This is a genomic window from Streptomyces sp. SID3343, from assembly GCF_009865215.1.
Classification (GTDB): Bacteria; Actinomycetota; Actinomycetes; order Streptomycetales; family Streptomycetaceae; genus Embleya.
Genome location: NZ_WWJX01000144.1, coordinates 1 through 14,302 on the forward strand (window position 1 = coordinate 1; position 14,302 = coordinate 14,302).

17 protein-coding genes and 1 pseudogene are annotated in these 14,302 nt (G+C 70.4%); 8 read left to right on the plus strand and 10 right to left on the minus strand.

The genetic code is table 11. The features are described 5' to 3' along the window. The 10 genes and pseudogenes from GT354_RS04875 to GT354_RS04920 form a co-directional block, all read right to left on the minus strand. A pseudogene (locus GT354_RS04875) lies at window positions 1-410 on the minus strand (mobilization protein); the annotation flags it as partial. Then, on the minus strand, window positions 407-799 hold the full coding sequence (gene mobC, locus GT354_RS53470; RefSeq protein WP_346011855.1) for a plasmid mobilization relaxosome protein MobC: 393 nt from the start codon (window positions 797-799) through the stop codon (window positions 407-409). The pseudogene GT354_RS04875 and the gene mobC, both read right to left, overlap by 4 nt. 587 nt (window positions 800-1,386) lie before the next feature. Further along, window positions 1,387-2,328: a DUF2637 domain-containing protein gene (locus GT354_RS04885; protein WP_161354924.1), complete on the minus strand. Its 942-nt coding sequence runs from the start codon at window positions 2,326-2,328 to the stop codon at window positions 1,387-1,389. Continuing rightward, window positions 2,325-2,849, minus strand: coding sequence for a WhiB family transcriptional regulator (locus GT354_RS04890; RefSeq protein ID WP_161354925.1), 525 nt, complete (start codon window positions 2,847-2,849; stop codon window positions 2,325-2,327). Before GT354_RS04890 ends, GT354_RS04885 begins: the two co-directional genes overlap by 4 nt. A gap of 95 nt (window positions 2,850-2,944) precedes the next feature. Continuing rightward, window positions 2,945-3,697 (minus strand): ATP-binding protein, encoded by a 753-nt coding sequence (locus GT354_RS04895; protein ID WP_346011856.1) that lies wholly within the window; start codon window positions 3,695-3,697, stop codon window positions 2,945-2,947. Beyond that, entirely contained in the window at window positions 3,694-4,716 is a 1,023-nt protein-coding gene (locus GT354_RS04900; RefSeq protein WP_161354926.1) for a hypothetical protein, read from the minus strand. Before GT354_RS04900 ends, GT354_RS04895 begins: the two co-directional genes overlap by 4 nt. Before the next feature lies 1 nt (window position 4,717). Then, complete coding sequence (locus GT354_RS04905; protein WP_161354927.1) at window positions 4,718-5,044, minus strand: hypothetical protein; 327 nt, start codon at window positions 5,042-5,044, stop codon at window positions 4,718-4,720. Window positions 5,045-5,491: 447 nt separating this feature from the next. Next, entirely contained in the window at window positions 5,492-6,346 is an 855-nt protein-coding gene (locus tag GT354_RS04910; protein WP_161354928.1) for a hypothetical protein, read from the minus strand. A 196-nt stretch (window positions 6,347-6,542) separates the two neighbouring features. Continuing rightward, window positions 6,543-7,472 (minus strand): hypothetical protein, encoded by a 930-nt coding sequence (locus tag GT354_RS04915; RefSeq protein ID WP_161354929.1) that lies wholly within the window; start codon window positions 7,470-7,472, stop codon window positions 6,543-6,545. Further along, a complete protein-coding gene (locus tag GT354_RS04920) occupies window positions 7,466-8,071 on the minus strand; it encodes a hypothetical protein (RefSeq protein WP_161354930.1) in 606 nt (201 codons plus the stop codon). The genes GT354_RS04915 and GT354_RS04920 overlap by 7 nt, the downstream gene beginning before the upstream one ends. 282 nt (window positions 8,072-8,353) lie before the next feature. On the opposite strand from GT354_RS04920, the gene GT354_RS04925 reads away from it, so the two are divergent. From GT354_RS04925 to GT354_RS04960, 8 genes are all read left to right on the plus strand, one after another. Then, complete coding sequence (locus GT354_RS04925) at window positions 8,354-8,929, plus strand: SAF domain-containing protein (RefSeq protein ID WP_161354931.1); 576 nt, start codon at window positions 8,354-8,356, stop codon at window positions 8,927-8,929. Further along, window positions 8,926-9,768, plus strand: coding sequence for a hypothetical protein (locus tag GT354_RS04930; protein ID WP_161354932.1), 843 nt, complete (start codon window positions 8,926-8,928; stop codon window positions 9,766-9,768). The genes GT354_RS04925 and GT354_RS04930 overlap by 4 nt, the downstream gene beginning before the upstream one ends. 172 nt (window positions 9,769-9,940) lie before the next feature. Further along, window positions 9,941-11,278: an ATPase, T2SS/T4P/T4SS family gene (locus tag GT354_RS04935; protein ID WP_346011858.1), complete on the plus strand. Its 1,338-nt coding sequence runs from the start codon at window positions 9,941-9,943 to the stop codon at window positions 11,276-11,278. 1 nt (window position 11,279) lies between these two features. Then, window positions 11,280-12,197 carry a type II secretion system F family protein gene (locus tag GT354_RS04940; protein WP_161354934.1) on the plus strand — a complete coding sequence of 306 codons (918 nt, stop codon included), beginning with the start codon at window positions 11,280-11,282 and terminating at the stop codon, window positions 12,195-12,197. Then, the gene (locus tag GT354_RS04945) at window positions 12,194-13,084 is read left to right on the plus strand and encodes a type II secretion system F family protein (protein ID WP_161354935.1); all 891 of its coding nucleotides are present in this window, start codon (window positions 12,194-12,196) and stop codon (window positions 13,082-13,084) included. Before GT354_RS04940 ends, GT354_RS04945 begins: the two co-directional genes overlap by 4 nt. A 31-nt stretch (window positions 13,085-13,115) precedes the next feature. Continuing rightward, complete coding sequence (locus tag GT354_RS04950; RefSeq protein WP_161354936.1) at window positions 13,116-13,358, plus strand: hypothetical protein; 243 nt, start codon at window positions 13,116-13,118, stop codon at window positions 13,356-13,358. A 47-nt stretch (window positions 13,359-13,405) separates the two neighbouring features. Beyond that, window positions 13,406-13,771, plus strand: a complete 366-nt coding sequence (locus tag GT354_RS04955) for a TadE/TadG family type IV pilus assembly protein (RefSeq protein WP_161354937.1) — start codon at window positions 13,406-13,408, stop codon at window positions 13,769-13,771. An 83-nt stretch (window positions 13,772-13,854) separates the two neighbouring features. Then, window positions 13,855-14,292: a pilus assembly protein gene (locus GT354_RS04960; protein ID WP_346011859.1), complete on the plus strand. Its 438-nt coding sequence runs from the start codon at window positions 13,855-13,857 to the stop codon at window positions 14,290-14,292. The last annotated feature ends 10 nt before the right edge of the window (window positions 14,293-14,302 follow it).

Below are 14,302 nucleotides of genomic sequence, written 5' to 3' on the forward strand. Positions count from 1 at the left end.
CGGACGAGGTTGGCGATGATGTGGATGTGGTCGTCGGCGTGGCGGATGGCGACCCACCGGCATCCGGCGTCGTCGCCGTCGGGGTCGATGCCGGTGGCCGCGACCATGCGGCGGGCGACGTCGCCCCACTCCTGATCGGTCAGGATGCGGTCGGTGGCCGCCGCCCGCACGGAGCAGTGCCATACGTGGTTCTTGGGCCGCTCCTCCTTTGGGAGTGCGAGGAGCGGTCGGTCCAGGACGCGTTCGAGGGGCTTGAGCGAGTCGCCGGGGTCGCGGCCGGGGTCGGGGGCCATGCCGTCGAAGGAGGCGACGATGTGCGGGTCGACGTGTTCCTCGGCCTTTCCGGGTCCGTAGAGGTAGGCGAGCAGGCCGATGGTGCGTGGTCCGCGTTTGTGGATGCGGGGGATCACTCGGCGTCTCGGTGGTCGAGGAGGCGGTCGGTCACCGCGTCCAGCCGGGTGACCGCCTTGACCACCGCGCTCAGGACCGCATCGGCGTGAGGCACCTGTCCTCCCGAGTTGAGGACCTTGGCGACCTGGTTCAGGTTGTTGCCGATCTGGGCAAGGTGGCGGCGGGCGGCGAAGAACTCGGCGACCAGTTCGCGTTCACCGGCCACCGCGGCGGCGGTGACGTTCAGGTCACGGGCGGCGGCCAGGGCTGCATGGGCAAGGAAGCCGGCGGGCGTCATGCCGCAGGCGGTTGCGGCAGCATGGATCAGCGCGAGTTCTTCGTCGTCGAGACGGGTGCTCTTTTGATGGGCTCGCTTGTGCTGGGGGGCTTTGTGCTGGCGATGACGCACGCGTGGCTCGGACTGGGGGGCGTGCTCGCAGTCGGCATCGTGGCACAGGTGTTGCTCGTCCCCGGTCTGCGATCCACCCTCGGTCGCAGCCTCCCCCTCCGTCGCCCCCCGGCGGCGGAGGGGCCCCGCCACCCCTGGGGCGGGGCTCCCCAAAGCAATGCTCCCAACGGGTGCATTGCTTTGGGGACAACTTGCTCCGGCAACGCCGGTGAGCTTTTGACCTGCACAAACGCCTACCGCCGGGTCTTCGTCGAACCCCGTCACGCCGCGACCTGGGGGGTGCGAAGGTGAGCGGCGGGCGGCATGTCGACCACGAATCGGGTCGGACCTTCGGGACTGCAACGAACGCCAGGGTGGGCTTCGCCGGCGCGTCGCACGGTTCGGCCGTCGGTTCGGCGGTCGGATTGCAGGGGCGCGGGGGCCGAGCGAGCCGCGAAGCGTGCGGGGGTGATCGTGTCCGGGGCTCCGGGCATGGTGTCTCTCCGATGGGTCGGGTTGGTGTCGGCGGCGGGTGTCCGGGGTCGGGTCGACCGATCGGGACACCCGCCGCGAGGCGTGGGCGGTGGGTGTCCCGCCCGGTCGGTGGCCTACTTGCGGTCGGCTCGGAGTTGTTGCATGAGGCCGGTCAGCCGGTCGTTGCTCAGTGGGTGGCCTTGACCCCTTATGGCCTCGGACACCACCGTCCGGCTGACCCGTCCGGCCTGGTCGACCGCCGCGTGTGCCAAGGCCAGCAGGTCCTGGTCACCTGATCCATCCGGTCGGTTGTCCTTGGGGATCGGGCCGACCGGTGCGGGAGCGGCGAGGCTCGGTGGGGTCGGGGTCGGGTCGCCGGAAGGGGTGAGCCGGCGGTGTCCGCGCAGGTCGGGGGCCCGGTGGACGGGGTCGGCTGCGGAGCGCGGTGTGCTGACCGGCGAGGGCGACAGGTTGGTTGTCCGGTCGTCCCGGAGGGGTGTCCGGCTGTGCCCGTCCGCTGTCCCGGAGGGCTGCGCCTGGGACGGTCCGATCGGGGTAAGAGCGTCGGTCGTGGCGGCCGGTCGGGCGTCCCCGGCGGCCTCCGCCGGCGGTCGGGTGTTCGGTCGGTGGGCCTGCGGGTGGGGCGTCCGGGCGATGAGGATGTACAGGTGGACGGCTCCGGCGAGGGCCAGGGGCGCGAGGGTGGAGAGGACACCGACGGTGGAGTCGCCCAACCGCAGACCCTGCCCGGTGGGGGTGCGTTGCTGGTTGAGTCGGATCGCGTGGAGGGCGTTGGCCCAGATGCTCGCGGCGGTGGCCGAGCCGAAGAGGAGCCAGGCGTACGCGCGGGCCAGGAAGGGGGCGCCGCGCAGGATGATCAGGGCGCGGATGCCGTACGCGATGAAGCCGTCGATCAGGACGGGGAACAGGAGACTCAGGGCGCCGCGTACGTGGACGGCCTGGGCCATCTGCCGCAGGGCGTCGTAGCTGAGGACGAATCCGGTGGCGCCGAGGGTGGCGATTGCCGCCCGGTCCCATATGCCCACCTGGGGTGCTGCGGTGTGCGGGTGGGTCATGCGGCGGCGCCGAGGCCGGTGGCGGCGGTGCCGGGGGTGGTGGCTTCCTCGACGGCGCGCACCAGGGCGCGGTCGGTGCTGCGGTGCTTGGCCGCTTCCGAGAGGTGGAAGTCGGCGGTGTCCTCGGTGCACTTGAGGATCCAGGCCAGGCGGGCGGCGGTGATGCCCCAGGCTCCGGCGACCTTGGTCAATACGGTGCGCTCCTGCTTGTTGAGGTGGGTGTCGAGCCCGTTCAACACGGCCTTGACCCGGCCGAGGTCCCGTCGATCGGCGACGGCCTTGTGCTGGGGTCCGCGCTCGTCGGCGGTCAGACCTCCTCGAATGCCGTCGGCGTCCTCGCACACCAGCGCGGAGTCCAGGCATGCCTGCCGGACGGGGCAAAGCCTGCACAGCTCCTTGGCCTGCCGGATGCGGCGCTGGTCCGTGGCCCGGGGGAAGAAAAGTTCGGGATCGGACCGGCGGCAGGACGCGCGGTCGCGCCAGGAGATCTTGCCGAGCTTGGGGAAGGTCATGGTCTGCATGAGGGTTGCTCCGTTCCCCCGTCCACCCGGGCAAGGGGTGGGCGAGGCTGTGCGGGACGTGAAGGCGGGTGTGGTGCGGGCTGCCTGACGGCGGCTCAGGCGGCGCCGGACCGGCGTCGGTCTCGGCCGGCGAGCACCACGCGGGTGGTCATCTCCGACAGGCGCGAGGCGATCCGGTCGCCCATGCGATCGCGCAGGTCGGCGATGGCGAGGTTGGTGGTCACCAGCGTCGGCAGCATCCGCTCGTAGCGGTGGTTGACGAGCCTGTACGTGATGTCCTCGGTCCACTCGCTGGGCTTGGCCGCGCCCAGGTCGTCGACGAGCAGGAGGGGGCTGCGGATCACCCGGAGGAAAGCGGCCTCGGAGTCGTGGCCGTGGCGCGGTCGCAGGTGGGCGTACAGGTCGGCAGCGTTGGCTGCGGTCCACTGCATGCCGCAGCCGCTCTGTATCAGTGTGCTGATCGCGCCGTACGCCTGGTGCGTCTTGCCGGTGCCTGTCCCGCCGACCATCAGCAGCGAGGGCCCGGTCGAGATCCGGCGCATGCCACTCACGCTGGGCAGTGCCTGGTCTAGGACCGCGTCGATCCACTCGTGGAGGTAAGGGTGCTCGGGGCGGGCGTCGCGGAAGCGCAGCGGTATGCGGTCGATCGCCTCGCGTAGCGCCTCGCTCCGCAGGTCCTGTACCGGAGCCGGCGTCGCCGAGGTGTCGGGCCAGCCGCCGAGCAAGCGCAGCAGACGCAGCTCGTGCACGTTGGTCGGCTGCTGCGGCTGGGGCGAGGCGGTGGCGTCGCGGGCGGCCATGGGGTCCTCCGGGGCGTGGTGCGGGTCGCGGGGGTGGGTCTCGGTCACAGCGCCTCCTCGTAGGCCGAGTCGTCCGACGGGTTCCGCCAGGGCTGGTATCCGGCAGTGGTGGTGCGGCTGGCAGGGTTGAGTACCTCGTTGACCAGGCTCGCCAGGGTCGAGGGGTTCAGGCTCTTGGTCCGCATCAGCTCCAGGGCGGCCCGGACGTGGTCGGGGTCGATGCCCTCCCGCAGCAGAGAGGCGACTTCACGGCCGGCGTGACCGACGACTTTGTCCGGCGGGCGGTTCTCGCAGCGGTCGACGTACTCGTCGAGCAGGGTCCGAGCGGTCGGCGAGCGGTCCGCGTCGGTGGGGTGGGGTCGGGGAGCGTCGTCGTTGTCGATGGGTGCGGGCGCCGTGCGCCCCCAGGTCCTAGGTCCTAGGTCCAGGGTCCTAGGTCCAGGCGACGAGTCCTCCGCGACTCCTCGACGAGGGCTCGACGAGGGCTTGTCGACAGGCGTGTGACCTGCGAAGTTGTCGGTCTCGTCAGGGGCGACGCCGGTGTCGAGTCCCTGGGTGGTCCCCGGTTGCGCGGCGGGTGGCGGTATCGCCTCGTCCACCCGTGCGGGCGCCGGGGAGCGGGTTCCGTGGGCGGTGCGAGGGCTCGACGAGGGCTCGACGAGGGCTCGTGAGACGTGCGTGGAGGCGCAGACGCCCCCGCAGGGCTCGCAACGTGTCGTCGGGTTGTGGTGTGGGCACACCGGCAGCCGCGATTTCGACGGCCTGTCGATTTTCTGGTGCTTAAACCAGTTGACGACGTGCAGGTATGTCCGGCCGTCGCAGCCCATGTAGCGGCAGATGGCGCCGATGCCGACGAGCTCCTGCAGGTCGTGCTCGACGTCCTCGGGCCGGTGTTCGGGACGTAGGGGCCACAGGACGCCGTGGATGATCGCGGCGACGTCGGTGAACCTGCCGTGGTCGTCGGCCTGTGTCCACAGGCCGACGAAGGTCCGCTCGGCGGTCAGGGAGACCTGGGCCAGTGACAGGGACGTGAAGGTCTCGGGCTTGATCGTTCGGATGCGCGCCACGTCAGCATCCCCTCGCGGTCTCCGCGGGAGTCAGGGTCCCGGTGGCCACGTCGTAGACGTGAGGGGTCTCCCACGCGGCCGAGGGGAAGCCTGTCGCCAGCCAGCGGCCGAGGGCCGTCGTGTCTTGCGGGGGCATGGAGATCGGGTGACCGCAGGCGTCGAGGACGCTGGCGAGGTAGCGGCCACTGGGGGTGCGATGCGCCCGGATGCAGGCGGCACCGGGTACGAGCAGGTGGATCGAGCGGGTCAGGCGTGAGGCGTGCTCGGGCGGGAGTGAGCCGGTGTCGGACGGATCGCTTGTACCGGCTGTGCGGGAGGTATCGGACATGCGAGAATCCCCAAGTTGGTGGAGCGGCCCGGCGTGCTCGTCGAAAAGTCGGCCGGAGCTGCTTTGAGTGAATGTCGGATCTAGGTCCGGGCGCGGCGCCCGGGGTTGCCACCCCAGGCGCCTGCGCGCTCGCCCCGCGCACCTAGGCGATGGGGCTCGGGCTTGTTGTGGTCGGCACGCGATCGCACCCACTGTCGTCCGGCCGTCCGCTACTGGGCGTGGCCGGACGAACACCATGGCAGTACGTTTTGATCAAGTCCACCCATTGGTGACCGCTTTTGACAGCATTGGCCGAACGGGCCGCCCGAGCGGTGAATCCATGATCGTAAGTTCGGCCGGCCGAGGTTGTGTGACCCGAATCGCGCCCTGTGCTTGGTACTTCGGCGGGGAGCGGGGCCTTCGGGCGGCTGCCGGGCGCGACGTGTGCCTCAGGCGTCGGCCGTGCCGTCAGCAGGAGGTCGGCGCCATGTGCAGGGTTGCCCGCAGGCGGCGCACTGCCCTGCTGTGGCGCTTACGCAAGGCGCTGTACGACACGCCTCGTGTGGCCGCGAGTTCCGGCCCGGAGAGCTGCGTCTCGCGGTAGTCCTGGGCAAGCATGCGAGCTTCGTCCCGGCTCAGGGCTTCCGCGTCCACCGCGTGGACCAAGAGGGCGACGAGGTCTTCGCGAGGGGTTCGTGGCCCATATGGATCCGCCTCGCGCCAGTCGGAGAGGGCGTCGTCGGCTGCCTCGATCACTCCTGCTCGGACCGCGCGCTCCAATGCCGCACCCGTGTCCAGCCACGCGTCCACCGAGGTCGGGTCCGCCAACGGCCGCGCGCCCGGTGCGGGAGAGGCCGGGTGTCCGCCCTCGCCGCTGTGGGTGACACGGTGCAGCGTGTCGAGGCTCAGGTTCGCGGCGACCCTCTTGGTCCGGCGCCGGTAGGGGTAGGCGCCGATCGCCTCGTACAGATGCCCGAGCACGAGCCCGACGGTGTCGTCGAAGTCTTCCCCCGACGTGGCGCGGTTCGCGGCCAGGCGCACCGCGCAGGGAAGCATCTGCTGGAGCAATGCCCGCCCGGCCAATGCCGATCTGCGGTTGTTGAGGGCCAGGAGGGCGATCAGGAGTTCGTCCTGCCGAGGCCGCGAGGCCGTGCTGATACCGGCTTCCAGTGCCCCCAGCGAGGAGTATTCGCCGAGCACCGGGAACCCGCGTGCCCACCCGGCCATGTCCTCGTGTGTGCGGCTGTGTTCGTCGAGTCGGTCCCACTCATCGTTGAGTCGTCCCACGACTCCCGACCGCAGTCGTTCTCTCGTCGTTCGCATGACCGGAACGTTGGACGCTCATGTTTGCCCAAACCTTCGCCCGCATGAAAGCCGATTCGCGGCCGGAGCGGACGAGGAAGTCGGACACGACGGTGGGCAGAGCCCGGGCAAGTCCGCCTTGCCCGGGACGCCTTCGTGGCCGTGGTGCACGTCCCGCTGCGGCGGTGTCGACGTCCGACGGTCCCGTACCTAGGCTTCAGTTGTTCAGGGCCTGGAGTTCGCCGACCCTGATGTCGCCGACGGTGGCGCTGCGTGTGATGTCGGCGAAGCTACCGCTGCGGCCGGTGGTCGAGGTCCAGGTCGCGGTCCAGTGGGTGGTGGCGGTGACGGTGTAGGCACCGCCGGGCATCCGGGCGGAGATGCGTTGGTAGGCGTATCCGCAGTCCGGACTCGCGCTCGCTCCGGCAGCGGCGGAGTAGGGCGCGCCTGGGCTGGTGCATTCGCGGGTGCTGCCGTCACCCATGTCCCAGACGATCCGATCGACCTTCGCGGTCAGGGTCACGGACAGGCCCCGGTCCGATTCGGTCTGGGAGTTGGGGCCCCACGTCTCGGGGGTGGGCGAGGTCCACAGCCACACGGGGAGCGAGACCAGGGTCTCGCGTCCGGGGCCGGGTGTGAGGTGCATGACGGGAGGCAACAGGAGGATCTTGGACATCGCGCGTCGGGCCAGCTCTTCTGCGCTCAAGCCTTGGACGAGCGGGATGGGCAGGAAGCGCTGAATGGCGGGGCCGCCTCCCAGGCAGTTCAACGCGTAGACCGCGCCTTCGGCCGCCGTGCGCTGGGCGGTGCCGTCCCACCATCGCGGGTCCTCGGGGGGCGGCTGCGGGGTGACATCTGCGCGGTAGCAGCCCAGGGCTGCGTCGAAGAGCCCACTGGCGCCCAGCTCGCAGGGGATCTCCGCGCCGTTGAACTCACAGGCGGGTACTGCGCCTTCGTTTCCCTGGCCGCTTCCGCCGGCGGATCCGGGGCGATCGCCGTCGTCGGCTCCGTCGCCATCTTCGATGCAGAGGATCTGCCAACCGCAATCCTTCGTATCGGCCTGCGCGGCGGGCAAGGGCAAAGCGAGGGCGATCAGCGTGGCGGACACGATCGTCGTGGCGATTCGGCCCATGGCGTGCGTCAGCACGTGCGGCCTCGTTCCGGGACTATGTCGGAAACCAGCCAGCGACCCGTGTCTTGGACGAGGGACGTCGTCTGGACATAGCGGAGCGCCTGGCCATTGGCCGTCTTTTTCTGCATGCCGGTCTTACTGTCGACGACCTTCGCTGCCGAGATGTCGATGCAGTCCACGACGGTGGCCGTCGGCGGGGCACCGTGCGGGTCGATGGCTGTGACCTTCGGGTTTCGCGTGATGGTGCCGTCCAGGCGAATGCCCTGTTGTTGGTACTGCAGGCCGGAAGAAGCCCACTGGCCACGAGCCTTGTTGGTCATGGTGTCGGTCACGTTCTCGTCGCCCACGCGCCCGTTCTTCTGGACGCTCTCGAAGTAGCCCTGTGCGCGGTTGTAAACCACCAGCACATCGGCTTCGGCTCGCGATTCCGGCAAGGGCGAGGCAGCGGTTGTCGGCAGCGGCGCTGGGGCTGGCGGGGCCTTCTGAGACTCCGTGTCCTCGTCGTCGGAACACGCGGTCAGACAAGTGCACGCCATGAGGACGGCGAGTACACCTGCCACGGCGCGCGCGCCCGAATTCCTCATTCGTCCATTGATCGAGGATTGCGACGCCATTTCCTTTTCTCCCTTATCTGCCCGTCTACAACCCATTGAGGCTGCTCAAACCCTCAGTAATGCGAGCAGGTAACCGAAACTGTACGATGCGTGCCAACTACGCCGCGCAAGTTGTTAGAAAATGCCACTTCCGGTGATCGATGAGGGGTTCGCAGGTTGAAGCTGGCGACGAGAAGCCGTACGGGACCACGCACCGACGATCGTGCCGAACCCACTGGAGGCGCAGCCGCTTTGACGCCCCCGAAGGGGCTTCGAACGCGTCGACGCAGGCCGGCGCTGATTGTGTTGTCAGTCCTGCTGATCGCGGTGTGCGCGACCGGTGGGGCGGCGGCGTTCGCGCGTGGGGATCGCTCGGAGCCGGTACTCGCGCTCGCTAAGGCGGTCGCCAACGGCGACACCATCGACGCGGACGACCTGCGCGAGGTGCGATGGACGCCGACCGAGGGCGTCAGTGCCGTTCCGTCCGGTCGGCGGTCCGAGATCGTGGGCAAGCGGGCGTCGACCGACCTGCGCCCGAACACGCTGATCACGGTGGACCAGGTGACCGACGGCGCGGTCCTGCAGCCCGGTCAGGTGACTGTGGGCGTCGCCTTGGCGGCGGAGCAGATGCCGGTGCGCCCGCTCACGCCCGGGCAGCACATTGCGCTGGTCTCCACTCCGCAAAAGGGTGGCGACACCCCGACGGTGACGCCCTCGCAGATCGAGGCGACCGTCGTCGTGGTGGGGCGACGCGACGAGCGGTCGGGGAAGACGGTGGTCGAGGTCGCCGTATCCACGCAGGACGGGGCCCTGTTGGCGGCGCGGGCCTATACCGAGCGGCTGGCCGTCGTGGCCCGGCAGCCGGGAGTAGGTCGATGACTGTGGTGGCCGTCGTGGGCGGCACCGGCGCTCCGGGGGCGACGACAACCAGCCTCGGCCTGAGCCTGGCCTGGCCTTTGCCCACGAGTCGGAGAGTGGTGATGGTCGAGGCCGATCCCTCCGGAGGCGCGGTGTTGTCCGGCGCCCTCGGCGGTCGCGTCACCGCCGAGTGGGGCCTGCACCAGTTGGGCCTGGCGCAGCGCCAGGGGCAGTTGCTCGACTACTTCTTCAGGCAGCTGATCGACCTTTCCGACGGTGACCAGGAGCGGCTGGTGTTGCCGGGGCTGGCGGCGCCGGACCAGGCGCCGTCCCTGACGCACGCCTGGGAACCGTTGGCTTCGCTGCTGGCGGCCCTCGACCACGGCGAGATCCCGCACGACGTCGTCGTCGACCTCGGTCGCGACGGAGCGTTGGGCGGCTCCAGCGTCCTGGCCCGACGCGCCGACGTCGTCCTGGTGGTGGTGCGGTCGACCCTGCGCTCCATCAGCGCGGCCAGGACCCGCGTGGCCGCTCTGCGCCGGGTCTTGGACGAACACGGCCTCGGGGCGGACGCGTTGGGACTGGCCGTGATCGCCGAAGGCCCCTATCCGGCGAGCGAGGTGTCCGCCGCGCTCGGCGCGCCGGTGCTGGCGGTACTGCCCTACGACGTCAAGGCAGCCCAAGTGCTCTCCGACGGCTGTGGGGACGCGGACAAGCGATTCATGCGTGGTCCGTGGATGTCCGCCGTTCGAAGCGCGGCCGACGAAATCCTCGTCCACGCCCGGACGCGCCGTGTGCGTCTTGCCGCGCCCAGGAACCCCGGGGCACAGCACGAGGAAGGAGCCGCGCGTGTTGGGTAACGCGGCGCCCATCAACTCCCGACCGGTGCCTCCCGAAAGCGATCGGCCTGAGACGGGATCGCGAGCGCGAATACAGCCGACGCCGACCGCCTCGGCGTGGACGGCCGCCGGCGCAGCGACTGCCTCGGCGCGACTCGGTGACGCGCCGCAGCTCGTCGTCGACCTGGCCGCAGTGCGAGCACTGCGGAAGCAGGCCGCTGACCGGCTGCTGGACCGCGAACGCGAACAGCCGGGACTGAGCGCCGCCGACCGCGAACAACGCGGACGCGCGGTCGTGACCCAGGTCGTCGCCGAGTGGGCCGACGTGACCGCGCGCCAGCGGGGGGTTTCCACGACTGCCGCCGAGGACGCTGCGCACGTCGAGGCCGTCTGGAACTGGCTGTTTCGCTCCGGTCCGTTGGAGCCCTATCTCGCGGATTCCGATGTGGAGAACATCCTCGTCAACGGGCACACCGAGGTGTGGGTCGACTACGCGTCCAAGCCGCGGGAGCGCGTTCCCGCGCTGACCGGGAGCGACGAGGAACTGCGCGAGTTGCTCCGGGAGATGGCTCGCCGACACGGCGGCGGCGAACGCACCCTGTCGACGTCGTCGCCCACGCTCGCGCTTCGCCTGCCGGACGGATCGCGCCTGCAGGCGGTGGCCGAGGTGACCCCGGGCACCTACGTCACCATCCGCCGGCACCGCGTGCGGGATGTGCGCCTGGACGACCTGATCGAACTGGGCACGGTGGATCGGGTCCTGGCCGAGTTCCTCGGCGCGCTCGTCCGCGGCAAGAAGAACGTGATCATCTGCGGTACGCAGGGTGTGGGCAAGACATCGCTGTTGCGCGCGATGTCGCACGAGATCCCCGCGGACGAGAGGGTCGCCACGTTCGAGACCGAGCTGGAGTTGTTCCTTCACGAGCTGGGGCACCTGCGGCAGGTCGTGCCGTTCGAGGCTCGCGAGGGCAACGGTGAGCGGGACGCGACCGGAAGATCCGCAGGCGAGATCACGATCGGGGACCTGATCCCGTCCGCGTTGCGGATGTCGTTGTCACGGATGATCGTGGGCGAGGTCCGCTCCAGCGAGATCGTCCCGATGCTGCGCGTGATGACCAACGGCGAGGGCGGCTCCATGTGCACGCTCCACGTGCGCGAGCCCCACATGATCTGGGACCGCATCGCGGAGCTGTGCCTTGAGTACGGCGCGCACATGACCGACAAGCTCGCCTACCGACTCGGAGCCAACGCCGTCAACTACGTGATCTTCGTGCGGCTGGTCGACGAGACACATCGCGGCGGCAGGCGGCACCGATTCGTCAGCCACGTCATGCAGATGGCCGGGTTGGGAGAGCACGGCCGGCCGACGACCAACGTCGTCTTCGGGCCGACGCCCGACGACCCGCGAGCCCACTTCCGCACCACCCCGACCGACCTTGAGGACCTCGAACTCGCGGGCCTGCAACCACGCCTGCTCACCGAGGGCGCCCAATGGGGCCCCCTGCGATTGCTGCACCGGGTGGTGAGCTGACGTGGCAGGGCAGGCACTGGTCGCGGGACTGTGCACGGGTGGCGTGGCCCTGGGCCTGATCGGGGTCGTGGCCGGTGTTCGCGGACGAGTCCCCGTCGAGCGGCCGGGTCGTGCCCGTCGGACGCGCCCACCGGTGAGCCACGCGGTGCGGCGCGCCCGGCGCGTTCGACGTGGGGTCGCGGCCGTCGTCGGAGTGGCGGCGTGGTTCTTCACGGGGTGGGTCCTGGCGCTGCCACTGGTCGTCCTCGCCGTCCTGGGCTGGCCGTGGTTGATGGCTCCCACACGCAGCGACCTCACCGGGATCGACCGCCTGGACGCGCTGGCGGATTGGACCCGCCGGCTCGCGGACCTGGTCGAGCTGGGAGCGGGGTTGGAGACCGCGATCATCACCAGTCGTGCCACGTGCCCGGCCGCGATCGAGCCGGAGGTCGCCGACCTCGTGGCGCGCCTGCAGGCCCGCTGGCAACCGGACGACGCGCTGCGCGCATTCGCGGATGTGTTCGCCGACGCGACGTCGGACAAGATCGCCGCGGCGCTGATCCTGCGTGCCAAGGACCGCGGCCCGGGTCTGGCGACGGCGCTCAAGGACTTCAGTTCCACGGTGCGCGAGGAGGTGCGCCAGCGGCGGGGGATCGAAGCCGACCGCGCGTCGTCGCGCGCCGCGGTGCGGTGGATCACGTACATCATCCTGACCATGGCCGCGCTCATGGGCCTCAACCGCGACTACAGCTCCGCCTACGGGACCTTCCTGGGACAGGTCGCGCTCGCCGTGCTCGCGGCCGGCTTCATCGGGGTGTTGATGTGGATGCGTTCGATCACCTCCTACCGGGCGACCCCACGCTTCCTCGTCCCCGACGCGCGCAGCGCGGTCACGATGGCCACGCCCCGTCCCGCGCCGACGGAAGGGACGTCCACGTGATCACGACCTGGATTCTCCTGCCGGGAGCGGGAGTGGGGGTCGGACTGGCGCTGCTGGCACGCGAAGTGTGGCCGGCTCCCCCGGACCTGCACGCCGCCCTGCGGCGCCTCGAACCGCGAGCCCGCGCCCTGTCCACGCCCACCGCCCCTCCCGCACGGGCGACCCCCACCGAGCGTCTCGTCGCCCTGGTCCGCGAGATTCGCGCGGTCCGGATCCCCGAACGAGATCTGGCGCTGATCGGACAGACGCCGACCGAGCACATCCGACGCAAACTCTTCGCGGGCGCGGCGGGCTTTCTCCTGCCAATGATCCTCACCGCCGCCGCCGGCCTCCTGGGCATCGCGCTGCCGTTCACACTGCCGCTCCTGCTCAGCGTCCTCCTGGCCGTGGGCCTGTGGCTGGTACCCAACCAAGAGGTGCGCACGCGAGCGGCGGGCGCGCGCGTCGAGTTCCGACACGCGACGACCGCCTACCTCGACCTGGTCGCTCTCGAACGAGCCGGGGACGCGGGCCCCTCGGAGGCGCTGGAACGCGCCGCCCTGGTGGGCGACGGATGGGCGTTCGCCCGCATCCAGGACGCGTTGGAGCGGGCTCGCGCGCGCGGTGTCCCACCATGGGCCAGCCTCAAGGATCTCGCGGCGGATCTGGGGCTGCCCGAACTGGCGGACGTCGCCGACATCGTCGAACTGGCCGGCACCGAAGGAGCCGCCGTCTACGGGACGTTGCGCTCACGCGCGGCCAGCCTGCGCACGGAACTCTTGGCGACCGACAAGGACTCCGCCAACACCGACTCCGAGCGCCTGGTGGTGCCCGGCACCGTCCTGGTCCTGCTGATGGTCCTGTTCATCGCGCTGCCGGCGATGGCCCGCATCGTCACGACCTCCTGACCACCCACCCACCGAGCAATGAGGAGAACACGTGTCGAAGAACAGGACGAGGACTCGTCTGGGATCCACCGCGTCGCTCGCGCTGCCACTCGCACTGGCCGCGTCCGCGCGCCAGCGCTACCGCCGGGTCAAGGCGCGGGGAGGGGACGCGGGCTCGGTCAGCTTGGAGTACGCGATTCTCGCGGCCGTGATCCTCGCCGTCGTGGTGCTGTTGGGCGCGGCCGTGGTGCGACTGCTCAACATCAAGATCGACGCGATTTCGAGCATCACCTGACCGGGCTCGGGGCCCGACTTCGCCGGATCCGCGGCGATCGTGGTTCGGTGTCGTTGGAGCTTGCCATTCTCATCCCGGCCGTCTTGGTGCTCACCCTTGCGGTGGTCCAAGGCGCGCTGTGGTGGTACGCCCGAGAGGCGGCGCTGGCAGCCGCCCGCGAAGGCGTCGAGCAGGGCCGGCTCTACCAGGGTGGAGGCTCGGTCGACGCTGCGGACCGAGCCTCCGAGGCGGCACGCAACCTCGGCGGAGACCTCCTGAGCGACCTGCGCGTCGACACCGGGGGCAGCACGCCGGAGCGCGTGCGTGTCGAGGTCTCCGGATACTCGCTCGCGATCCTGCCCGGTGTACGCGGAATACGCGTCGTCCAACACGCGGAGGCGCCGCGGGAACGTGTCACGCGGCCGGGCGACTGATGAACAACCCAGACGAGAGGACGGGGATGCGCACACGCGCCATGCCACCCATGCCACCCATGCCACGCGGTGACGGTGGGTCCGTGGCGCTGGAGACCGCCATCCTCGTCCCCGTCCTCGCGCTTCTGGTCGCGGTCATGGTCGCCGCCGGGCGGATCACGATGGCCGGCGGTGCCGTCGACGCCGCCGCCAAGGCCGCCGCCCGGGAGGCTTCCCTGGCTCGCAACCCCTACGACGCCGCAACGCGCGCCGACGCCGCCGCCCGACACACCCTCGACCAACGGGGTCTGTCGTGCGCGTCCGTCTCGGTGAGCCTCGATACCAGCGAGTTCGCACCACCCGCCGGTCCGGCCAGGGTCCGGGCGACGGTTCGCTGCACCGTTCACCTCTCGGACGCGGCGGTGCCGGGCATGCCCGGGGCGAAATCGATGACCTCCACCGTCGTGAGTCCGGTCGACAGATTTCGAGACCGGAGCCTCGCTCCCGCACCGGGGATTCCGACAAAGGGGCGGGCGCTGTGAGAATCCGTGG